The organism is Fulvivirga ligni (assembly GCF_021389935.1).
In the GTDB taxonomy this organism is placed as follows: domain Bacteria; phylum Bacteroidota; class Bacteroidia; order Cytophagales; family Cyclobacteriaceae; genus Fulvivirga; species Fulvivirga ligni.
In genome coordinates this window covers 5978809-6000382 of sequence record NZ_CP089979.1, presented here as the reverse complement: position 1 = coordinate 6000382, position 21574 = coordinate 5978809, and the positions used below count along the sequence as shown (strand labels likewise).

General features: G+C 36.7%; 20 protein-coding genes. 7 read left to right on the top strand and 13 right to left on the bottom strand.

Going from position 1 to position 21574, the window contains the following annotated elements; all coding sequences use genetic code 11:
- The first annotated feature begins 66 nt into the window (after positions 1–66).
- Positions 67–717 (top strand): hypothetical protein, encoded by a 651-nt coding sequence (locus LVD16_RS25445; RefSeq protein WP_233771115.1) that lies wholly within the window; start codon positions 67–69, stop codon positions 715–717.
- Positions 718–909: 192 nt separating this feature from the next.
- Here the strand turns inward: LVD16_RS25445 and LVD16_RS27790 are convergent, their stop codons facing one another.
- The 3 genes from LVD16_RS27790 to cphA form a co-directional block, all read right to left on the bottom strand.
- The gene (locus LVD16_RS27790) at positions 910–1038 is read right to left on the bottom strand and encodes a hypothetical protein (protein WP_255697744.1); all 129 of its coding nucleotides are present in this window, start codon (positions 1036–1038) and stop codon (positions 910–912) included.
- A 73-nt stretch (positions 1039–1111) separates the two neighbouring features.
- Entirely contained in the window at positions 1112–1807 is a 696-nt protein-coding gene (locus LVD16_RS25440; protein WP_233771114.1) for a porin family protein, read from the bottom strand.
- Positions 1808–2173: 366 nt separating this feature from the next.
- A complete protein-coding gene (gene cphA / locus LVD16_RS25435; protein ID WP_233771113.1) occupies positions 2174–4804 on the bottom strand; it encodes a cyanophycin synthetase in 2631 nt (876 codons plus the stop codon).
- A gap of 120 nt (positions 4805–4924) precedes the next feature.
- Here cphA and LVD16_RS25430 point away from each other — a divergent pair, with 120 nt between their 5' ends.
- Positions 4925–5767 carry a cyanophycinase gene (locus LVD16_RS25430; protein ID WP_233771112.1) on the top strand — a complete coding sequence of 281 codons (843 nt, stop codon included), beginning with the start codon at positions 4925–4927 and terminating at the stop codon, positions 5765–5767.
- Here the strand turns inward: LVD16_RS25430 and LVD16_RS25425 are convergent.
- From LVD16_RS25425 to LVD16_RS25410, 4 genes are all read right to left on the bottom strand, one after another.
- Entirely contained in the window at positions 5760–6689 is a 930-nt protein-coding gene (locus tag LVD16_RS25425) for an isoaspartyl peptidase/L-asparaginase family protein (protein ID WP_233771111.1), read from the bottom strand. The genes LVD16_RS25430 and LVD16_RS25425 overlap by 8 nt on opposite strands.
- A 1-nt stretch (position 6690) precedes the next feature.
- A complete protein-coding gene (locus tag LVD16_RS25420; RefSeq protein ID WP_233771110.1) occupies positions 6691–6879 on the bottom strand; it encodes a hypothetical protein in 189 nt (62 codons plus the stop codon).
- 153 nt (positions 6880–7032) lie between these two features.
- Complete coding sequence (locus LVD16_RS25415) at positions 7033–7932, bottom strand: bestrophin family protein (RefSeq protein ID WP_233771109.1); 900 nt, start codon at positions 7930–7932, stop codon at positions 7033–7035.
- Positions 7933–8077: 145 nt separating this feature from the next.
- Entirely contained in the window at positions 8078–9034 is a 957-nt protein-coding gene (locus tag LVD16_RS25410; RefSeq protein WP_233771108.1) for a fatty acid desaturase family protein, read from the bottom strand.
- Positions 9035–9510: 476 nt separating this feature from the next.
- Here LVD16_RS25410 and LVD16_RS25405 point away from each other — a divergent pair, with 476 nt between their 5' ends.
- Positions 9511–10416 carry a class I SAM-dependent methyltransferase gene (locus LVD16_RS25405; RefSeq protein ID WP_233771107.1) on the top strand — a complete coding sequence of 302 codons (906 nt, stop codon included), beginning with the start codon at positions 9511–9513 and terminating at the stop codon, positions 10414–10416.
- A 640-nt stretch (positions 10417–11056) separates the two neighbouring features.
- Here LVD16_RS25405 and LVD16_RS25400 read toward each other — a convergent pair.
- Together LVD16_RS25400 and LVD16_RS25395 are read right to left on the bottom strand one after the other, a co-directional pair.
- Positions 11057–12571, bottom strand: a complete 1515-nt coding sequence (locus LVD16_RS25400) for an OmpA family protein (RefSeq protein WP_233771106.1) — start codon at positions 12569–12571, stop codon at positions 11057–11059.
- Between the two features lie 216 nt (positions 12572–12787).
- Positions 12788–13015: a hypothetical protein gene (locus tag LVD16_RS25395; RefSeq protein WP_233771105.1), complete on the bottom strand. Its 228-nt coding sequence runs from the start codon at positions 13013–13015 to the stop codon at positions 12788–12790.
- Positions 13016–13200: 185 nt separating this feature from the next.
- Between LVD16_RS25395 and LVD16_RS25390 the strand changes: the two genes are divergently transcribed.
- From LVD16_RS25390 to LVD16_RS25375, 4 genes are all read left to right on the top strand, one after another.
- A complete protein-coding gene (locus LVD16_RS25390; protein WP_233771104.1) occupies positions 13201–13641 on the top strand; it encodes a hypothetical protein in 441 nt (146 codons plus the stop codon).
- Between the two features lie 61 nt (positions 13642–13702).
- Complete coding sequence (locus tag LVD16_RS25385) at positions 13703–14056, top strand: cupin domain-containing protein (RefSeq protein WP_233771103.1); 354 nt, start codon at positions 13703–13705, stop codon at positions 14054–14056.
- 162 nt (positions 14057–14218) lie between these two features.
- Positions 14219–15013 carry a sensor histidine kinase gene (locus LVD16_RS25380; RefSeq protein WP_233771102.1) on the top strand — a complete coding sequence of 265 codons (795 nt, stop codon included), beginning with the start codon at positions 14219–14221 and terminating at the stop codon, positions 15011–15013.
- A 401-nt stretch (positions 15014–15414) separates the two neighbouring features.
- Positions 15415–16875, top strand: a complete 1461-nt coding sequence (locus LVD16_RS25375) for a glycoside hydrolase family 130 protein (RefSeq protein WP_233771101.1) — start codon at positions 15415–15417, stop codon at positions 16873–16875.
- A 13-nt stretch (positions 16876–16888) separates the two neighbouring features.
- On the opposite strand, the gene LVD16_RS25370 is transcribed toward LVD16_RS25375, so the two are convergent.
- The 4 genes from LVD16_RS25370 to LVD16_RS25355 form a co-directional block, all read right to left on the bottom strand.
- On the bottom strand, positions 16889–17899 hold the full coding sequence (locus LVD16_RS25370; RefSeq protein ID WP_233771100.1) for a glycosyltransferase family 4 protein: 1011 nt from the start codon (positions 17897–17899) through the stop codon (positions 16889–16891).
- Positions 17896–20130 (bottom strand): glycosyltransferase family 4 protein, encoded by a 2235-nt coding sequence (locus LVD16_RS25365; RefSeq protein WP_233771099.1) that lies wholly within the window; start codon positions 20128–20130, stop codon positions 17896–17898. Before LVD16_RS25365 ends, LVD16_RS25370 begins: the two co-directional genes overlap by 4 nt.
- Positions 20131–20206: 76 nt before the next feature.
- Positions 20207–20389 (bottom strand): hypothetical protein, encoded by a 183-nt coding sequence (locus LVD16_RS25360; protein ID WP_233771098.1) that lies wholly within the window; start codon positions 20387–20389, stop codon positions 20207–20209.
- A gap of 375 nt (positions 20390–20764) precedes the next feature.
- Positions 20765–21541 carry a sensor histidine kinase gene (locus LVD16_RS25355; protein WP_233771097.1) on the bottom strand — a complete coding sequence of 259 codons (777 nt, stop codon included), beginning with the start codon at positions 21539–21541 and terminating at the stop codon, positions 20765–20767.
- Between the last annotated feature and the right edge of the window lie 33 nt (positions 21542–21574).

The window sequence follows — 21574 nt, the reverse complement described above, 5'->3', positions numbered from 1 at the left end:
TTAGGATTGCTATTGATTTTATAGCATTAAAATAGTTGATTCACCTTATGTTGTTAGAAATTGAAAATGGAATTTACCTGGGAAGACTTTAATCTAAATCGAGTTATAAACACTAAGGATGGAGAAGGAGTTATTCAAGCTATTGATAAGAAGTCCAATATTATTACTGTTTCTCTGCACGATAATGGCGAAACTAAATCATATTCCTTATCTGATGTTTCATATGGATTTGGCCAAATTAAACTCTCACATTGTACCAATATAGGAGAATTCATTCTATTGTTTCAGCGACTAGAAAATCGTTTACGGGATTTTCTCAATTACGTCTATGATTTTAGAAGAACCAAAGCCAGTCAATTTACCTCTGGACTTACAGCTGGAAGATTAAGGGACAAGATATCCTATGTATTTAAAACTTATGAACCATCAGACATTCTGGAAGAATGGAAAGCAATCAATTCAAAAATATCTAAACTTGTTGACTCAAGAAACAGTATAATACATGGCCATCTTTATCATTTTAATGATGATATGGATCTGGACTACAATACTTTATATTTCAAAAATCCCACAGGAAAAACACAACAAATCGATTCAGCCACTATTAATAACTTGACCAGATCTGTTATGGAATGTTATTATCGATCACATACATTGTTTGCAAAACATGCAGATGAAATTAAAGCAAAAATAAAGACAGCCGACAACAAGTCATAAGCAAACATAGCCTCTGTTGCTACCATTCTTGCCATGGTGGTATAATTATCCCGTGGTTATTTGCTATGAATAATTCAGGTGTTCCAGTCGTTTTAAAAGTCTCATCAAACGCTCATTTATGATAGTCAACAAAATTAAAGGCCCAATCTCATAAGACGGGCCTTTTTAATTACTACAATTAATGGTGAGCTATTAGCTCTTACGTTCTTCACGCTCCTGCTTTTCCTTACGTTTGGCATGCTTAGCCTCTCGCTTTTCTTTTAAATTTTTTGCAGGTAGGGTCTTGTTTGATTTACCTTTTCCTTCTTTTCCTTTTGACATATTGTTTATTTAAGTTTTGATTTCACATCTAACGAGTATGCAGATGGAATTACATTTATTTTCATTTCAACCCTTAGAACCTGTAGCCAACCATAATCTGGCCCCAGTAATTTTTATACGTTGGGGTTATTAAAGATTCATATCCATTATTTTTTCTTAAATCCCATCCAAGTCTACCACTTATCACCATACGATAGAAGTTAACGTCTGGTCCTATGACAACGCATATGGTGCTTTTACGGCTTTTGTCATTTTCAAATTCCTGTTCCTGTTCCATACTGGTTTGAGCATTATCAAAACTGTTTTTTTCTATCAATAGGTAAGAATATTGTAATCCTGCCATTATGCTTAAGACACTAATTGGCCTAAATGCAAATAATATTGGAATATCAATATAAGTGGTGGTACGCTTGATCACGTAGGGCATGTCGAGCAATTGACCAGTAGCGTTGAATCCTTTTTGCGATAATAAAATTTCTGGTTGAATCCCAAAAAAATCACCAACGGGTATCAACGCATAAAAACCAGCGGCTACGCCTAACTTGGAGTCTGTTTCAAAATTGTCACCATCAGTATTGTAAGTGTTAGAGATGTTCATTCCTGCTTTTACACCTAGATAAATGGGGTTATCATAATTCCTGCGTTTTTCTTTATAATTGGGATAGTTATCACTATCGAGTACTTGCACATCACTATCCCGTATTTGTGCATTGCAGCAAAAACTGCCCAATATGCCAATTGCTAATAATATTATTGTCTTTTGTTTCATAGGTTCTGTTTTTTAGTAGGTTAGCTATTAAGAGCGTCTACATCATAATACGCCGTGAGAGATATCTTTTGAAGTACTAAGGTCAGCTTATTTTCTTTCATATTACTTACAGGTTAATAGGTGAGAGTTGCATAAATCACAGGTCTGGAAATGCTGAGGTACTTGTTGGTAAACCTGGTGCTAAATATTAAACAATACGACCATATTGGGGTAATATGGAGAACTTTCAAGAGTTTAATAAAACGTAGACGTCTACGGAAATGCTCTAAAACTTATATCCAATGAGGGGCAGAATACTATAATTGACCGATTAGATTTGCAGATATAATTCAGTTTTCATGGGTGATAGCAATGATTATGGGAAGTTTAACCGAAGTCATAAAGACTTTTGGCTTCATCTTCCTTAAATCGCATAATGAGTTGTAAAGATTCTTGAACAGCATCACTGCATATTACCAAAAGTGAGCCTTCTTGAGCCGCTTTTATAGCACTTGTAATAGCCTCATTTTCCGAAGTAATTACAGATACCGGCATATTTGGTTCTACACTTTTAATGCCATCATAAACCATTTCAATAATCTCATCTCCTGATTTGCCTCTCAGGTTTTTATCTTGCCTAATAATGATCTTATCAAACATACTGGCTGCTACGGCTCCTATCTCCATATTATCCTCTACTCTTCTGTCGCCGATCCCAGCTATAACGCCAACTTTCGGATATCCTTCCATCTTATCTATCATTTGCTTTAATGCTCTGAGTCCGGCAGGATTGTGAGCATAATCCACCAATACATCGAAATCTCTAAACCTAAACATGTTTAGTCTACCGGGAGTCAGAGCAGGAGACGGGATGAATGATTCTATGGCCAGCTTCATGTCTTCGATAGAAAAATTCCTAATATAGCCCGCTAGTACTGCCGCAAGTAAATTTTGAATCATAAAGATTGCTTTTCCTTCAAAAGTTAAGGGAACGTTGATGGCCTTTGAAACCCGCATTTTCCATTCTCCCTTGCATATAGTTATATATCCGTTTTCATATATTGCTGACAAGCCACCGCTTTTTGCATGTTGGATTATTCTTTCATTATGCTCGTTCAAAGAGAAGAGTGCAACTTTGGATTTTACGCTGGTTCTCATTTCATATACTAAATCATCATCAGCATTTAGTATGGCATGGCCATGAGGAAATACAGTATCTGGTATAACACCCTTTACCCTGGCCAGTTGCTCTATAGTTTGGATGCCTTTTAAGCCCAGATGATCAGCGGCAACATTTGTGACGATACCAATATCGCAATTTTTAAATCCTAAACCCGCTCTTAACAAGCCACCTCTTGCTGATTCTAACACAGCAAAATCTACCGTAGGATCTTTAAGTACAAATTCTGCACTGGCAGGTCCGGTGCAATCCCCAGCCATCATCAGCCTGTTTTGGATATACACGCCGTCAGTAGTGGTATAACCTACCTTGTAGCCCTTCATTCTAGCCATATGTGCAATAAGGCGGGTAGTTGTAGTTTTTCCATTGGTGCCAGCCACGGCTATTATAGGAATTCGCGATGAAGAACCAGGTGGATAAAGCATGTCCAACACATGGCCGGCTACATTTCTTGGTAATCCTTTCGTGGGAGCCAGGTGCATTCTAAATCCCGGACCTGCGTTCACTTCCAAAACAGCGCCTCCAGTTTCAGGGAGAGGCTGACCAATATCTGTAGTTATAATATCTATACCGCAAATATCCAGGTCAATAATTTTGGCTATACGCTCTGCCATAAAAATATTATAAGGATGTACCAGGTCAGTTACATCTTCAGCCGTGCCTCCTGTACTTAGATTAGCAGTATCTTTTAGCTTGAGTACCTCGCCTTCTTTTAGTACAGAAAGAGGGGTAAGTCCCTTTTCTTCTAAAATATTCAAGGTCATATCATTTATCTCAATAAGAGTAAGTACTTTTTCATGTCCATAACCACGCTTAGGATCTTGGTTTGTCAAATCTATAAGCCCTTGGATAGTTGATTTCCCATCACCAATAATGTGCGCTGCAGTACGTCTGGATGCTGCTACCAGCTTATAATTAATAACCAATAAACGATAATCTTCACCTTCTAAATATCTTTCAACGATAATAGCATTAGAAATTAACTTTGCATCTGCAAAACCGTCCACTGCATCATTCCAGGTTTGAATATTTGTAGTAATTCCTCTGCCATGGTTGCCACTTACTGGTTTAATTACCAGTGGATAACCAATATATTCAACTGCCGCTTTTAATTCCTCTTCTGTTCTTATAATTTCTCCCTTGGGAACAGGGATTTCCGACTTCTCCAATAGAAATTTGGTATCCTCTTTATCGCAAGCGATTTCCACCCCTATGTTACTGGTTTGGCTGGTCACCGTAGCCTGAATTCTTTTCTGGTTCACACCATAACCCAATTGGCACAGTGAATTCTGATTTAAGCGCATCCATGGAATATTTCTGACTTCAGCTTCTTCTATAATAGAACCAGTACTCGGCCCAAGTCTTACTCTTTCTCTTATTTGCCTCATTGCTTGAATATCTGTTTCCAGATCGTAAGGCATGTCTTCTACCAGGGCCATGGCAAGCTTAACGGAAGCTTTGGCCGCATATAAGCCCACTTCTTCTTCCATGTAAGAGAAAACCACATTGTAAACTCCTTCCTCTCCATAACCGCGAGTTCTACCGAAGCCAGTATCCATTCCTGCTAAGGTTTGGATTTCCAGTGCTATGTGTTCAATCACATGACCGATCCATGTCCCAGCTTCAACCCTCATGAAAAATCCTCCAAGGCACCCTTCAGAGCAGGTATGTTCGTGCAGAGTAGGTAGCTTTTCTTTTATTCTTTCATAAAAACCATCAATAGTATTGGTAGGTCTCTGCTCCATATCACCAATGTCTAATACCATCACTATTAACTTATGCCTGTTTACAGACCAATAATTGGGACCCCGAAGGGCATGTATTTCTCTTATAATCATTTAGATGGGATTACTAGGCAGGCGGGTTATTATTTTATATAAATGTAGCTTTTTTAATAGAAATAATGGCCACTTTTGTCATTAGTATATATAATATATTAAAAAATCACAAAGTAAGTGTTGAAAGGAATATTAATACCAGTAGGTGGGAGTGAAGCAAAAGGAAAGAGTGAGAAGACAGGACTCGATTTTATTGAGGAGGGAATACTTGCTAATGTAGTTAAGGAATGTGGCGGACCGGACTGTAAAATTATAGTCATACCCACGGCGTCAAGCATTCCCAGAAAGGTTGGAGCTAATTATCTGAATGCTTTTAAAGAACTAGGATGTACTAATGTTTCCATTTCTAATATTGTCGACCGAGATCAGTGTAATGATCAGGAAACGTTAAAGCAGTTCCAGGACTCACATTGTGTCATGATTTCTGGAGGGGATCAGTCCAGAATTGCTGATATCATTGGTGGTACTGAGTTACATGCATTGCTAACGAAGAAACTGAGAGAAGAGAAATTTGTGATAGCTGGTACCAGTGCTGGTGCTATGGCTATGTCTCATCAAATGATTGCTGGTGGGAGTATTAAAGAAGCCATTATAAAAGGGGCCGTTTTAATGAATAAAGGGCTAGGGTTTATGCCTGAACTAGTTATTGACACACACTTTATTAGAAGAGGAAGGTTTGGTCGGTTGGCCGAAGCTATTGCTATACATCCTGAATTGGTAGGTATAGGTCTTGCTGAAGACACAGGTCTAGTCATAAAAAACAATCACTTTAAAGTGATTGGTTCCGGAATGGTTGTGATATTAGATGCCAGTGAGTTAACACATAATGCCCATGAACAATTGGATGCAGGTACGCCTATCTCGTTGTCAAATCTTAAAACACATATTTTAGCTAACGGAGATCAGTTTAAAATAGATACCGAGAAAATATCTGTGATTTCCATTCATAAGGCGCTTACGTAAAAATGGCCACTTCGTTCAAACCTTGAGAATTTCTATGTCCCCGATACATACCTTCTGTATTAAAACATAAAGATGTACTTCCTTGAGAATCAACGGCTATTAACCCACCGTCGCCACCAATTTTCGGCAAGCGGCGGTGAATAACTTCATGACAAGCTTCAGCCAGGCTTAAATTTTTATATTCCATCAGACAGCTCACATCATAGGCTACAACCCCACGGATAAAGAACTCACCACTGCCGGTACATGATACGGCGCAGGTGAGGTTGTTGGCGTAGTTGCCAGCGCCGATCATGGGGCTATCACCAATACGTCCAAATTTCTTATTGGTCATACCTCCTGTGGAGGTGGCTGCGGCCAGATTGCCATATTGATCTAAGGCTACAGCCCCTACGGTACCGAATTTTTCATTCACATTAGACGAATGGTCCAGCTGAAACTGGTTGGTATTTTTTAATGCCTGCCACTGTTTATATCGAAATTCATCATAAAAATAAGAGGCATCTTCAAAATTGCAGGCCATTTCACGAGCAAATTCTTCCGCACCCTTACCTGACAAAAATACATGACCTGATTTTTCCATGACCAGCCTGGCAAGCTTTATAGGGTTTTTTATGCCGGAAATGGCGGAAACAGCACCAGCCTGAAGGTCCTTTCCCTCCATAATCGAGGCATCCAGTTCATGAGTGCCTGAAGAGGTAAATACAGAACCTTTCCCGGCATTAAAAAGGGGGCAGTCTTCAAGAAAGGTAACTACTTCTTCCACGGCATCCAAAGAGGATTTTCCTTTTTCCAGTATTTTATAACCTATATCGAGAGCATCTTGCATCGCCTTCAAGTAAGAATGTTCTTGCTCTGGGGTTATGGATTTTTTTAGAATAGTTCCTGCTCCACCATGAAGAGCCAGTGCTATATTGGTCATATTAATAAGTCTGAAGTTCCGCAAACAACTTCTGAAGCTCTAATCTGGTTTTGTTAAGTTTAAGTGCCAGATGGTTTAGCATAGACTCTTTTTGGGACTCGTCAAATTCGAAGTCTTCATCACATAAATTAGAGAATCTTCTTTTCAGCATGATCTTCTGCTCTCTCCAACTTCTTGTTATTTTTATCATAAGGCGTAATTATTATCAAATTAATTAATAGATAGTCAGATTAAGAAAAAAAATTGACCTTCAAATTCCATTTAGATTTACGGAAAACAGTACTACATCCAAAAAATTGAGTTCAAATAGCTAAATCCTCTAAGCTTTGTGTTTTTCGAAATTTCATAGCAAATAAAATTCATGTTTATTTTTATCCGACTTTGAAGTTACTTCTTTATTGAGTAATTCCATGATATTACTTTCAATGGTTTCTGCTATGGCGGTCATAGGTGTATCTGTAGCAATATTTTCAAAGGGATCCTGCATTCTAAATGCAGCTTTCTCTAAAAAGAAAAATACTGCGGAAACAATCAACAAGATGAAAAACTGAAGTATAAAATGCTGTAGTTCAAAGGCCACTGATAATGATAAAAAAACCACAAACAAATAAATGGTTGCATGAAGACCATATCTATAAATAGATGGAAATACGGTGTTTTTTATTCTTTCACATTTTCCCATAGATGCTGTCAGTCTGGCTAATGTCTCTTCAATTCTAATTTGGGAGAATTTATCAAGCTCTTCAGATTGTAATAGGCTTTTAAGACTTGCACTTTGCAGAGATAAAATGCTTAACGGTATATTCAAATGGTATTTGATATATTCAAAATCAGATTCTGATAGCGCTTGCTTTAGTGTATTCATAGATTCAGTTTTTCTTAGGTGTCTTCCCAAGCAATAACACCAACTTATTTGTCTCAGACTCATTGTCTGTATCGCTCTATTTTCAGAATGCAAATACATCTGTAGTTGTAAAACTAATGTTCTGCTATCATTCACAATTTCCCCCCATATTTTCCGCGCCTCCCACCACCTTTCATATGACTGATTAATCATATAGGAGAGAAGTATCGATATAGCCACGCCTAGTGTAGTAGCAATATTGATGGGTATTTCAGAAAAAAATGATCCAAAAATAAGAGGAAGAATAGCTGAAGCGATAGCAATTAGGGCAACTGCGATCAAAGGAGTTTTGAGCTCACTGATAATGTAAGATATTGGAATTTTTTTCTTTAAGATCATTATATTAAAATTATTTCAGGGCCTGTAATCATTGTATATGGCATGTATGCTTTGAAGTAAGTTTTAATGAAATACAGAGCTATTTTATTTTGCATCAATAACTGATTGAACTACTATGTACTAAGAATGAATGCTGGTGGAACGTCTATATTTTCAATTCTATTTTACCCAGTTTCCTGAGCATTTGGATGTGAGCAATAATAGCAGATAGAAAAGTTTTTTTAGAATGATAGGGGATGCCATATTCTTTAGCTGTTGCGGCTACAATACCTGACAATTTGCGATAATGCATATGGCAGATATTTGGAAATAAATGATGTTCAATCTGATAGTTTAAGCCACCTATTAGCCATGAAAAGAATTTGCTTCTTGGCGAATAATTGCTAGTAGTTGCCAATTGGTGCACTGACCAGTTGTTGGCAATGAGTCCTTCATTATTGGGAAGCGGATAGTCATTATTAGGCATAACATGAGCGGTCTGAAAAACGATGCTTATAAGCAGGCCGGTAACAAAATGCATACTCAAAAATGCCAGCAATATTATCCACCAGGCGAGCGGTACCATAATTAATGGTAAAATCAGAGTATAAGAGTAATATAATAGCTTCCACGCAACTATCTTTATCATGGTCCGTTTCAGTTCTTTTTTGCCATTAAAAAAACCCATTTTCTTATACCGACTTGTCCTCACGAAATCCTTGGCAGTGATCCATGAGATAGTTGATAAGCCGTAAAAGAGCCAGATATAGATGTATTGGAATCGGTGTATCCAGTACCTCTTAGCGTGAGGTGAAAAACGCAGGAAGATAGGGGCATTAATATCGTCATCTGATTCACTAATGTTAGTATAGGTATGATGTAGCACATTATGTTGAATCTTCCAAACGGTGGCATTAGCTCCTATTAAATTCATGGTATAGCCCATCCATTGATTTACTTTCTTTTTTTTAGAGAAAGAGCCATGAATAGCATCGTGCATAACCCCCATACCTATGCCAGCCATTCCTAAGCCACTCAAAATATACAAGCCAAAAAGTAATAATGAACTCGTAATAATCCCAGTATTAATGAGGATTAAGGGTACAAAAAAAAGGGTCAGCATACATAGAGATTTAAAAATCATGCCTCCTTTGCCTTGCTTACTGAGATTATTTACTTTGAAATAATCGTTAACTCTTAACTTCAGTTTTTCTGAAAATTCAGAGTTTTTATCTATTGTGAATTTAGGGTTCTTAGTCATGTCCTGGTATAACCTGCCCCATAGCTATTAAGTTCATATGCGCCCATATGCTTAAGCTGAACAGTTATGCGACGCAAGTGGATTGAGCACCTTTAGCACTTTCATGTCAGAACGATACTATTAAAGAAACCAACAAGTAATAAGTGATTACAAGACACGACATCAGGTTTTGTTGACTACTGAACTGTAAAAGTCTTCAGCATTTGAGCTGATGCTCATAGTAATTCGAGTATGTAAAATTCTTTCGGAATATAATTCATATAAATACTGCAAAGGTAACTGCTAACACAGACAATTCTCCACTGCTTGTCCCGTTAATTATATAAAGAAAAATAAATATGGCGAATCAACAAGATTTAGATTTTACTTATACCATTATTGATAAAATATTTCGCTTGAGCATTGGAGAATCTGGTGACTACAGCGGAGCGAAATATGACGGGGACTTTACCATGTCTCTAGAAGATGCGCAAAGAAAAAAACACAAATTCATTGCTGATAGTCTTAATATTAAAGACGGCAGCAAAGTGCTGGATATGGCTTGTGGTTGGGGTCCTTTATCTAAATATGTTACTCAGGAAAGAGGAGCTACAAGTATAGGCTTAACCCTGTCAGTAGGCCAAGCCAAAGCATGCCAAAAAAATGGGTTGAATGTTCTAGTGAAAGATTGTCGCTACATTCAACCAGAAGACTTCGGAACGTTTGATGCCATTGCCTGTGTAGGGGGACTGGAGCATTTCTGCTCTATCGAGGAGTGGAAGGCTGGAAATCAAGAAAAGGTATACAGAGAATTCTTCAAAACGTTATACAATTTATTGCCTATGGGTGGTAGATTTTATATGCAGACTATGACTTTTAGTAAGCATATGGTCGGTTTGGAGGATATAGATATTAATGCCAAAAAAGGATCTGCAGCTTATTTATGTGCTTTAATGGTAAAGGAATTTCCAGGGTCGTGGCTGCCATACGGTCCTGAAATGGTCATTCGAAATGCTGAACCTCATTTTAAATTAATTTCTAAAAGTAGTGGAAGACTGGACTACATTGAGACTATCGGCCAATGGAGAAAGAAGTTCAGAAAGTTTAACCTGAAAAAGTATTGGTTATACTTATCCCTACTTCCCCAATACTTAACCAATAAAAAATTTCGACATCAGATCGCTATATTTCGGGTGAGCCCCAACAGGGCTTGCTTTGAACAGGAGATAATGGATCATTATAGATTAGTATTCGAAAAAATATAGCTTACAAAATCAACGGACTAATACTAAAGATACTGCTACCAGTTTCTCGTTTTTCCCACCTTATATACTCATTCATCTGGTAGGTTAAATATGAGATTTATGTAAATCGCTGAATTAAAAGTGTAAGACATTTGCCACCCTTGGGCAGAATATTTCAACTATAATGACACTAAAAGAAGACATAAGGGAATAGAGGATCAAATACCAGAAAAAAGATACTATCTATTCGAAATACAAGTAGCCTAAATCATGAAATTTAACTAACTATTGTTAAACTTAAATATAAGCTAAACCTGTCCTAAGTAATGGGGGACATCATTAAAAGAAAAAGGAGTTCTCAGTTTTATACTCGGTGCCATAGTGTACCTCATCGAATTAATAGCGCAAAATATTTATCCATTAGTGATTGTAACTATTTCGGTTAGCCTTACAGTAGGCTATCTGAATCTTTATGGTAAGAAGATTAATAATATTTCTTGGAGAAGATAAAGCCTGCTTAAAAAATGACATAACTTTATCTAATTAGCGCTATACTTGTGAATTGCCCCATTTTGTTGAAGTCCAACAGATCAAAAAGAAAGGCCAAAACATTTCACCGTCTTGGCCTTAAAATATTAAATATTATTCATTAATAATAATGTTATTCATTGCTTCCTAAACTTAGAGTTGTATCTCCAATCGTGGGTATAATAATGACGTCTATCCTACGATTTTGTGTTCTTCCCAGCTTGGTTTCATTGTTAGCTACCGGTTTACTCTCTCCATATCCAGTGGTGCTAAACCTGGATTTATCAATATTTATATTAGCACTTAAGTAACTAAGGACAGCGGCAGCTCTTTGTTCAGAGAGCTCAAGGTTATTGTCATCCGCTCCCTGCGAATCAGTATGTCCTTCAATGACTACGCTGGCATTGTCAAAGGTACCTATGGCCTTCTCAAGCTTTGCCAACAGGGCATAGTCTTCTTGCTTTATCTCAGCTTTACCTGTGTCAAAATTGACTCCCACCATTCTGATGATAATATTATCTTTTTGACGGAAAACAAGCGCTTCCTCGGCATTGAATATTTGTTGGATCTTATCAAATTTACTGTCTATATCAGCAATGCGGTCAATTCTGGCTTGTAATGCCTGCTGTCTTTTCTGGGCTTGCATCGCATCCTCAGAAAGCTGACCTTCTATGTTTTCCTGTATTTTTTGTTGTTCAGCCAGCATTTCTGTCATATTTTGATTAGCCATTTTGCTGTTATAAAGGGCAGCTTCCAGGCTTGAAATTCTGAATGCATCCTTGTTTGTTTTTGCCAATATTTCAGATACCGGACCCTCTATACCTTTGTCAAATTTTAAATCGAGATTAAGGTTTTCGCCTATTGTTCTTAAAGGCTCATATACCATAAGAAGATAATCTTCTGTTTCGAAATCCTGGTCATCCAGAATCTCCTCTTGCTGGGCAATGTTCATGGCTAATGTTGCTTTATATTCAGCTTGCTTGGCTAGATGTCTTGCTTCATCTGTATCGTAGCGATTTTCTACAAGCTCTTTCTCTGCCTGGTTAATTAGTCCTTTAGCTTCATTAAAAGTTTTAGGTGCACGTTTATCTACTTTGTTATCATCAGCCTGTTCTAATAATTTTTTTGCATTGGAAAGGTAATTGGCCTTGATAGATTCAAGCTCTGCTTGTCTATATAATTCAGAGGCTGTACTTGCTTTCTTCTTAGCGTCATCGGCATCCCCTTTTTCAAGTTCTTCTGTTGCATCTTTCATTGTTTCTTCAGCTTCCATCCAGCGGTCTTTGCTAAAGGATCCTGCTTCTGAATTAATAGCATCTTTTCTGGCAGATAATGAGTTAGCAAACATAACCGCGCTTACTTTGGAATTATCGATGGCCTCTGTAAATTTTGCTCCCGCCTGGGATATATTTTGTTTAATTTCAGAGATTTCTCCGTCCTCTTTGTAAGCATCCTGAGCCTTTTTATAGGCCTCCATACCTTCTCCATATGCTTTGGGAGATAATACATCGGCCTGTGATTCCCTGGCAGCTAGCATGATTTTGTTCACATCATTAAAAAGTGATGTTTGCATTTCTTGGCCATAAATATTAGTGCCAGAAATAAACATGACCGTTATGATGGTTAATAATTTTATTATTTTTCTCATATAATTGTTATCGATTTTAATCGACTTTAACTTCTAAATAATTGGTTTTAAATACACTCAAAGAATTTCATTTCTTTTAAGCTATGATAAAGTTCACTCATTTATGTAATGAGTATGTTATACAATCATTCTTGTATATTACATATATCACACACCTGCCTATATATCACTCTTGATTGACGAAAGAATACTTTTCCTCAGAGAGTCCATTTAAGGTTAAAAGGTATATTTATTCATTTTTTGTTTTAGAAAATAAACGATTCTTCTAAAAGGGTTAATGGGATACCACCCCAATAATGAGGCGTCATTGATGTAAATGGGGTTATCGGGATGGTATTTACAAACTACGAATTCACTTGTATTAAACTCTATGGTGGCCTTCTTTCCACTCTTGTTTTGAATATGGAGCGGCAACCCCATAGACATGATTATCATTTTATTCATATTGGTAAGGTTTACAATTACCTATACGAATTCCATCCAGTTAATTGACTAAAACCTGTGATCTATATAATACTTCAGATTTTCTTTGTAAGGGATTGCTTGTAAATCATTGGCAACTTTGTGTTAGTTATTTTCTAGAAGAAATTTTTAGATAAACATAACTCTACCCTTTAAATAATTTAATCATGAAAAGATCACTAATGTCTGTATTTATTTTATCCGGGCTCTTGTGCACGGTGCTATCAGGATGTACACCTGCAACAGACGAACCCTCAAAAGATATAAAAGTCATTGAGCCTGAAAAAGATATGGGTATGGCAAAGGGCGATTTTCTAGCTGAAATTGAACAATTCAAAACGGCGATGTCATTAAAAATCGATGAAAATGAACGGATTATATCTGCATTTAAAGATAGTGTGGATACTGGAGCAAGGTTTGATAAAATGGAATACAAAGTGGAGATAAATCACCTAAAAACCAAAAACAAAGAGCTGAAGGACCGTCTTCATGAATATGAACCTTACGGGGAAAAGGTTCATTGGCAAACCTTTAAGTCCGAATTTAACCATGATATGGATGAGCTAGGTACTAGCTTAAAAGATTTATTCAAGAAGAATGTAGAATAAAGATTTTAAATAAAACTTTAAATAATCAAAGTTAAATTTTCATTCCTTTGAAATAATTATCATGGAAAATCCCAGAATTGGAAAAGCTAAAGTCTTTATTGCTGTTGAAATAATAGAACATATACCCAATTCAGTGCCGATTAAAACAATCATAAAAAAAACTACAGGTATTGTGAGTGTAGTATCGTTTGACTCTGGTGAGACGTTAAGTGAAAAGACCACTCCATTTGATTGTTTCATGCAGGCCCATGAAGGTGAAGCTGAAGTAATGATTGATGGAGAATCAAACCTTTTAAATACTCTGCAATTTATCATTATCCCTACCCATAGTCCTAATGTTATTAAAGCTAATGTCACATTTAAAATGATCTCAAGCATAATTAAAAGTAGTTATGAGAAATTGAGTTTGGATTAAAGTCCAATATTTTCCTTTGGCATGAAATGAGAAAAGACTTTTGAAACAACCCACTATTGACACCTAATATTTTTGTAATAAGTGCATTATATCTGTATGTGTTTAGAGAAGCGCATGAATAACATTAGCCTTATTACATACATTTCTCAAACCAACAAGATAATGTTTACATCAACAAAGCAACTTGAAAGAAAAATACAGAAGCTAAGAGTATTAAATACGAAATTTATTTCAATATTGGCCATCGATTTGAAGGAATCAATCTCATCTATAACAAATTTGATGTCGGATATTACTTCAAATCCCGATAAGGATAACTACAATGAAAATTTGCAATCCTTAACGTCGGTAGAAAATGCAGCTAATAAAACGATGCTTCTTTTGGATGAAATTATTCAATGGGACCTTGAAAGAAATAGGGCTATAGAACTTTCCCTCACGGCATTTAACCTGAAGGCATTAATAGAAGCTGAAATTATGGAAGCTGAGGTATTTGCGGCTGTAAAGAATATCCCTATCGAGTTGAAGGAGGCTTCTACCCTTATTTTAATTGCTGACTATCATGTGGTAAGAACAATAGTAAGGAACATCTTAGAGAATGCAATCAAATTTACAAATCATTACGGTAAAATAATGGTCACAATGACTGTTATCAACGATTCTGTGGAGGTTGAAATACGCGACAACGGCATTGGAATGCCTAAATGTGTCATGATGAACCTATTTACTAATAAAATTCCCAAGATATCCTATGGAACCAATTTTGAACAAGGTTATAGCCTTGGGTTGTCAGTTTGTAAAGATTTAATAGATCAACATGGGGGTGATATTTGGGTAAAGAGCGAGCTTGGTGGGGGAAGTGTATTTACATTTTCTCTTTCTTTAAATGATTCTCATGAATTATCTAAGACATTGTATCCAAACAAACAGACGGGTATTAAACCTATTTTCAAATAGATTATTATTAAATCATTTTAACTGTCAAAAAGCAAGCTAAATCAAACTTATATCGGAAGGCTCCTATTATTTAATATTGGGACTTGGAGAAAATAGTACCGAAAAGGAAACTATACGGGATAGAGGAATTATGAAAAGGTTTAATGATTGTTACAGACTATTATTCTTTAGCATATGATACTTTTTTACATGGTCTTTGAAAATATCATTGTAGTTACTCTTTTTACGTAGAGAACATTATGGACAGCGGAAACTGTATTTCCAAAGTGGAATATTTTATCATATCAGCGAGCTTCATAATTCTATAAACTTTAAAAAACTTTTGCCCAGCTATACAATAGGCCTTTATCTGATTGTTTACCCTCAGGGTTTTATTTACTAACAAATATTGATTTTCACCTATGAGAGTATCGGTAATTCGTAAGAACATTAAATTCATGCCAGATCCAAGTAGGGTAGTGGCACGTTATTTTATGAATGGTGATGAACGCACCATAAAACTCATTAATAATATTATGTTAATGAGTGATAAAGAAGTATATTTTATACTTGAGCAAACTTTAAGGGAATTTGCCAGCCGGCACAGAAACATCAGTCAGGTTTTTTTTAAACATTGCAATAATTTAAAAGGCCTTATTGAAAACATGGGAATTTCTTTTAATGAGTTGTCTGATGAGAGAAAGATGCTTCTTGGCTCTTACACTACCATGGAGTATTCTATTGAATCGGCAGCATTTTTTAATCCTTCTATGGTAGAGGACTTTGATCAATCGTACCTTAATGATGGGGAAAAGAGGGTAATCATATCTTTTAGAGCTACGGGTGAAGGCCACCTTTCTTCCATTGTTTTCAGGAGGGGAATACTTGACAAGAATAATGATCTTCAAATTATGAAAACCGGAAGTCATATAGACAAGGCTGAGATCATTCATAAAAAGCTATACAATAAAAAGCGATTTATCAGGAAGCTGGAAGAAATGCAGATCCCCGATAAATATTCCAAAAGTATTATGCAAGATTTGCCTGATAGATTTGAATATTATGCACTTCATGAGGCGGTTAGCAAATTATTGAAGGACAATGAGATTAGTACTGATAGAAGATTGGCATTACAAGAGGTTACGTGGTTAGCTGATTCTTTTTATGATGTTCAGTTTACGCGTGATTCAGATATAACTGAAAGGGTTATTTTTCCATTATCAATGGCTGAAAGTAAAGGTATAGAAGATGCACGATTTGTGAAATTCACAGATGACGATAACTCTGAAAAGGTCTATGCTACCTATACCGCTTATAATGGACATACTATTCTTCCCAAACTCCTTTCCACTGAAGATTTTTATACGTTTCGAATTATGCCTTTGCATGGGAATGGTGCTCAGAATAAGAATCTGGCCATGTTTCCAAGAAAAATAAAGGGGAAATTTGCTATGCTCGCTAGAATAGATGGAGTTAATAATTACCTCATGTACTCCGATAGAAGCACAGTTTGGAATAACCCAATAATCATTCAGAGACCCAAATTTCCATGGGAGTTTACACAAATGGGTAATTGTGGGTCTCCGATATATACCAAGGAGGGCTGGTTAGTGATTTCTCATGGGGTTGGGCCAATGCGGCGCTATTGTATTGGAGCCTCACTCTTTGATCTGGATGACCCCTCGAAAGAAATAGGCAGGTTAAAAGAACCTTTACTTTCACCTAGAGAGGATGAAAGGGAGGGATATGTTCCTAATGTGGTATATTCCTGTGGTTCGCTGATACATAATAATAACCTTATATTACCTTATGCAGTGTCCGATTATTCTTCTACTTATGGCATAGTGGACATGGAGGAATTACTCACAGCATTAAAAAGTTAAATTAATCCTTAGCCTATTTTTTTGCAATTATATTATAGACGTCCATGTACTCATCAATCATACGTTCCAGGCCAAACATTGTGCAGGCGTGTTGATAACAATCTTCTGGAGCTATGATATGCAGTTGATTTACAGCCCTAACAGCCTCGGAGATATTGTTTACCAGAAAGCCAGTTACACCGTTAACGATGAGCTCTTGCATACTACCCCTTTTGAAGGCAATAACCGGCGTACCGGACATCATAGCCTCGACCACACTGAGCCCGAAGGGTTCATCAAAGTGGATAGGGTGCAAGAGTACACGGGCATTGGATAATAATTCATTTCTGAGGGTAGAGTCAGCATTACCATAAAATATTACCTGATGTTCATCTATATGTGGCTTTATATATTGACTAAAATAGTCATTATCCTGAATGAGACCAGCTATTTTTAAAGGTGTTCCCATTTGTTTGGCTATTTCTATTGCCATATGTGTACCCTTATCAGGGTGTATTCTTCCGAAGTACAGTAGAAAATTCTCTTTCTTCTGCTTAAAAATAAAATCTTTAGGGTTGAGGCCATGATATATGGTTCTTAAGTAGCTAAGCTCAGGATGTCTGTCTGCATTAGAAATGGAAATATAGGAGGTAGAGGAATTATATTTCTTATAAACAGGCATGATCTTCTGCGAAGAAAAACCATGTATGGTAGTAACCATCGGCGTATTTATGAGGCTGGAATAGGTAAGTGGAAGAAAGTCAAAATGGTTATGAATAATATCGAATTGCTCAGCCATTTCCATCAGATGGCTGATGTGTAGGCATTCCAATACCTTTGGGTCTAGATGGGTGTCTTCGGCATAGGGTCTCTCACAGGCAAATTGTAATTTCCCTTTAGTAATTGCATCTGCGGTGGCAAATAAAGTTACATCAACTCCTCTGGCATTTAAGCCTTCTGCAATATTGGAGGCCACCTGTTCCCATGGGCCATAGTTTCTTGGGGGTGTCCTCCAGGCTATGGGTGAAAGAATTGCTACCTTCATTCATCAAGTTTATAAAATTCCTCATAGGCCTGCAATATGTTAAGATGTGAGATCAGGTAAGCTAACGAACTCTCCGCCCCCTGGTTTCTATTTACGCCATAGTTTTCAAAGCCATCACAGCAACCTTTTGTCTCAAAATCATAAAGACTCATCCGTAGGTCATTTTCCCCCAGAAACCACATATAGCAGGTGAACATTTTGTTAAGGTAGTCTTTATCTCTGGTCAATAGAAAGGCTTGATGATACATTAAAATCATGGCCAGGGCATCAATAGGTTGTTGAGCATAAGTAGACCTTGGGCCATTCTTTTTATACCAATTTTTATTACCTACAATGGATAAATAACCATCTTTCAATGTCACCTCTGTGAGGAAGCTCATTGATGCTAATGCCGTAGCAGTTACTTTATCATCATTGAGAATTTCTGCAGCATGAAGCAAGGCAAGTGGCAATATACCGTTATCGTAAGCCAATAAAGATTCGAACCATTTCCATTCAGAAGTGCTATTATCATCAAAATGCTTTATCAAAATAAAGGACATTTTCCTTAATCTTTCTGTCATGTTATCATCTGAGATGTTGGTTTTTAGATAATAACAAATGCCGATCATAGTATTGGCAATGCTTCTGATTGATTTTAACTTCTCAAAATTAGGAGCGGCATCAAAAAAAATGAGCCTGCCGGTTTGATAATAAGCGTCATTGGGGGCATTGCCCAATAAAAAGCCCAACGCCCAGATGGTTCTTCCAAATGAATCTTCTGACCCAACTTCATCCATGAAATTCCGATTAAAGCTTAGGAAGTTCCTGAAGGTTCCATCACTGTTTTGCATATAGTGTATATAACTAAGATATATAGGCGATAACTCCAGGGCAAGAGAATCCTTCTTTTGTTTGTAAGCCATTAATACCATAAGCAATGCCCTGGAATTATCGTCAAGACAGTAGCCTTCTTTCAGGTTAGGAATACCGAATTTTGCGTGCTGTATTATTCCTGTATCATCAGTCAGCCGTTTGATATGTGACAGAGAAAATGGCGGAAGCAGTAAAGGATCTACAATTGTTTCCTTTTTAGGGGTTAATTCCAGAGGTTCTGATATTATCCTTTCCGCAAGTTGAATATACCTGGCGCCAATTTTGGGCCAGGTTATCTTTGCGCCATATTCCGAAGATCTTTTTTGAATTTCCTTTAATTGCTCGGGATGATCCATCAATTCTTGCAGGATATCTGCAAGCATGTCGGAATTATTAAAATTGAAAAGTCTGCCTCTTCCTTTGTCCAATAATTCCGATGCGTGCCAATAAGGAGTTGAGATAACCGCACAGCCGGCGCCCATTGCATAAGAAAGGGTTCCGCTGGTGATCTGTGCTTCATTAAGATAGGGGGTGATGTAAATATCACAGGCTTCCAGGTATTTAAAGAGCTCTTTCTGATCTATAAATTCGTTTAAAAAGATTACGTGATTAGTAAGATTTAGATTTTTTACTAACAGCTGCAGAAAATTCCGATATTCTTCACCCGATTGTCTGATAATATTGGGATGGGTTTTACCCAGAATAATATATTGAGTGTTGGGGTAGTGTTCTATTATTTTTGGTAAAGCTCTTATAACGGTTTCAATGCCTTTATTGCGACCGATGAAGCCAAAGGTCAATAAAATCTTTTTGTCTACCAGCTTAAATTCTTTTCTGGTCTGAACCTTGTCGTAATGAATATCAGGTACACCATGTTCAATTAATGATATTTTCTCTTTTGGTACCTGATATATTTTAGTAAGAAAATCAATGGCTTTATGACTCATTACTACGATATGGTTGGCCATTTTACAGACTTCCTTCAATACTGCCTTTTCATTATAGGAAGGTGCTTCAAGGATGGTATGCAAGGTAACAATGAGCGGAATTTTTAAACGGTGGATCAGAGGCAATATATGCACGCCACTTTGTCCTCCAAAAATTCCAAATTCATGCTCCAATATGCATATGTCAGCTCCGCTGAGGTTAATGAAGTTGGCCGCTTCAAGATAATCTGCCTGCTGTTCCTGATGAATTACCAGTTTCACTTCAGATGGGTAGGTGTACTCCTGATTATGATCATTTAATGCCACAATAAAACCTTCATTCTGATTTGTTTTATGAGCATGTTGTAGCATGGAACGCATGAGATCGTGGGTGAAGGTGCCTATGCCACATTCGCGTGGTAAATAAGTGCTTATATAGGCGATTTTCATGTGTTTTGACTTAAGTACATATTGAAATTGAGGAGAGGTAATGTTTTAGGATTAGGTTCTGGACATAAAGCATTGATCACCTGGAAGTAGGATTATCGGTCAATTCTCTTTCAAAAAGCGCCAGTTCTTTCCTTTCTGGATCATTTTGAAATTTGCAATAGTAAATCCGGTCTACATAACGCCTGATTATCAATTTTACAGAAGGATTAATTTTTTGATAAACCACTGCTCCTACATCGAACTTATTTTCAATTTTCATAGACTATTTTTGGGATCAGAAATGGGTAATATTGTCCGTTAGAAAATGAAGCAAAAGACGGATTTTCTGTCTCTTGCTTCATTACGGTAGGTTAATTAGTTAGTCATATTTAGATTTCTATTATTAAAAGGATGACTTCCTCTTTATCTGGTTCAGCTTCCTATTCTTTATTTTTAGCTGTGGATGCTTTTCTTTCAAAAGTTTACTTTGGTTAATCCAATTGCCGGTAAATTCATTGTTAATCTTTTCCATGAAGTTCTCATATTTATGTGAATTAGCACCTTGCCTTCTGTAACAAAAATGCCTATAATCATCATTTTATGTGTTACATGAATAGGTTTTGGTTTTACATAATTCACAGATTATTAAAAAAGCTCATTCCTGATGTAACTTCAAGGTGAATATAAATTCTGTTCCCTTTCCAATGCGGCTTTTAACCCAGATATCGCCATGGTGTAATTTCACATATTCTTTACAGATTAAAAGGCCTAAACCAGTCCCTTTCTCATTATTAGTGCCATCGGTGGAATAATAACTTCCTTTTTTAAACAGTTTCTGCTGTCCTTTTAATGATATGCCAACTCCGTTGTCTCTTATTGCTACCTGCACAAATGGACCAGATATTAAAGCATTGATAGTTATAGCCCCACCTGTAGGAGTAAACTTAATAGCATTGCCAGTCAAATTTCTTATTATGGCTTTGAGCATATTCAGGTCTGCAAAAAGGGTAATATCTTTTGGGATAGACTGGTTGACAGTTATTTTTTTTTGTCCTATCAGAAAACCAAGGTTGACAATTTCTACTGATATTAACTGCTGCAAATTAATGTCAATAGGATTAAATAGCTTTCCGCCTTGTTGGGAAACAATCCAAACTAACAAATTGTCTAGAAGAGTTAATGCGCCATCAGCCGAAGAGGATGCTTTGGTTATGAATTTTTTAATTTCTTCTGTATCATAATCATCTATATTCTCTTTTAACATGGACAATATACTGATGGCGGTACTAAAGGGCCCCCTCAAATCATGTGCTAAAATGGAAATAAAATTTGAGTTCCCATTTATTATTTCACGGAGTTCATCCTGATGTTTTCTTTCAATACTACTTAGAAGATGTTTTTGCTCTGTGTTTTTTACTGCAGATATACTCATATCTATTTAAATTTATAGTTAGGCATCTTTGAC

What these genes read in the sequence shown, in the direction of transcription:
- LVD16_RS25445 (WP_233771115.1), top strand. Translation starts at nt 67, where the DNA reads ATGGAATTTACCTGGGAAGACTTTAATCTAAATCGAGTTATAAACACT.
- LVD16_RS27790 (WP_255697744.1), bottom strand. Translation starts at nt 1,038, where the DNA reads ATGTCAAAAGGAAAAGAAGGAAAAGGTAAATCAAACAAGACCCTACCT.
- LVD16_RS25440 (WP_233771114.1), bottom strand. Translation starts at nt 1,807, where the DNA reads ATGAAACAAAAGACAATAATATTATTAGCAATTGGCATATTGGGCAGT.
- cphA (WP_233771113.1), bottom strand. Translation starts at nt 4,804, where the DNA reads ATGATTATAAGAGAAATACATGCCCTTCGGGGTCCCAATTATTGGTCT.
- LVD16_RS25425 (WP_233771111.1), bottom strand. Translation starts at nt 6,689, where the DNA reads ATGACCAATATAGCACTGGCTCTTCATGGTGGAGCAGGAACTATTCTA.
- LVD16_RS25420 (WP_233771110.1), bottom strand. Translation starts at nt 6,879, where the DNA reads ATGATAAAAATAACAAGAAGTTGGAGAGAGCAGAAGATCATGCTGAAA.
- LVD16_RS25415 (WP_233771109.1), bottom strand. Translation starts at nt 7,932, where the DNA reads ATGATCTTAAAGAAAAAAATTCCAATATCTTACATTATCAGTGAGCTC.
- LVD16_RS25410 (WP_233771108.1), bottom strand. Translation starts at nt 9,034, where the DNA reads ATGCTGACCCTTTTTTTTGTACCCTTAATCCTCATTAATACTGGGATT.
- LVD16_RS25405 (WP_233771107.1), top strand. Translation starts at nt 9,511, where the DNA reads ATGGCGAATCAACAAGATTTAGATTTTACTTATACCATTATTGATAAA.
- LVD16_RS25400 (WP_233771106.1), bottom strand. Translation starts at nt 12,571, where the DNA reads ATGAGAAAAATAATAAAATTATTAACCATCATAACGGTCATGTTTATT.
- LVD16_RS25395 (WP_233771105.1), bottom strand. Translation starts at nt 13,015, where the DNA reads ATGAATAAAATGATAATCATGTCTATGGGGTTGCCGCTCCATATTCAA.
- LVD16_RS25390 (WP_233771104.1), top strand. Translation starts at nt 13,201, where the DNA reads ATGAAAAGATCACTAATGTCTGTATTTATTTTATCCGGGCTCTTGTGC.
- LVD16_RS25385 (WP_233771103.1), top strand. Translation starts at nt 13,703, where the DNA reads ATGGAAAATCCCAGAATTGGAAAAGCTAAAGTCTTTATTGCTGTTGAA.
- LVD16_RS25380 (WP_233771102.1), top strand. Translation starts at nt 14,219, where the DNA reads ATGTTTACATCAACAAAGCAACTTGAAAGAAAAATACAGAAGCTAAGA.
- LVD16_RS25375 (WP_233771101.1), top strand. Translation starts at nt 15,415, where the DNA reads ATGAGAGTATCGGTAATTCGTAAGAACATTAAATTCATGCCAGATCCA.
- LVD16_RS25370 (WP_233771100.1), bottom strand. Translation starts at nt 17,899, where the DNA reads ATGAAGGTAGCAATTCTTTCACCCATAGCCTGGAGGACACCCCCAAGA.
- LVD16_RS25365 (WP_233771099.1), bottom strand. Translation starts at nt 20,130, where the DNA reads ATGAAAATCGCCTATATAAGCACTTATTTACCACGCGAATGTGGCATA.
- LVD16_RS25360 (WP_233771098.1), bottom strand. Translation starts at nt 20,389, where the DNA reads ATGAAAATTGAAAATAAGTTCGATGTAGGAGCAGTGGTTTATCAAAAA.
- LVD16_RS25355 (WP_233771097.1), bottom strand. Translation starts at nt 21,541, where the DNA reads ATGAGTATATCTGCAGTAAAAAACACAGAGCAAAAACATCTTCTAAGT.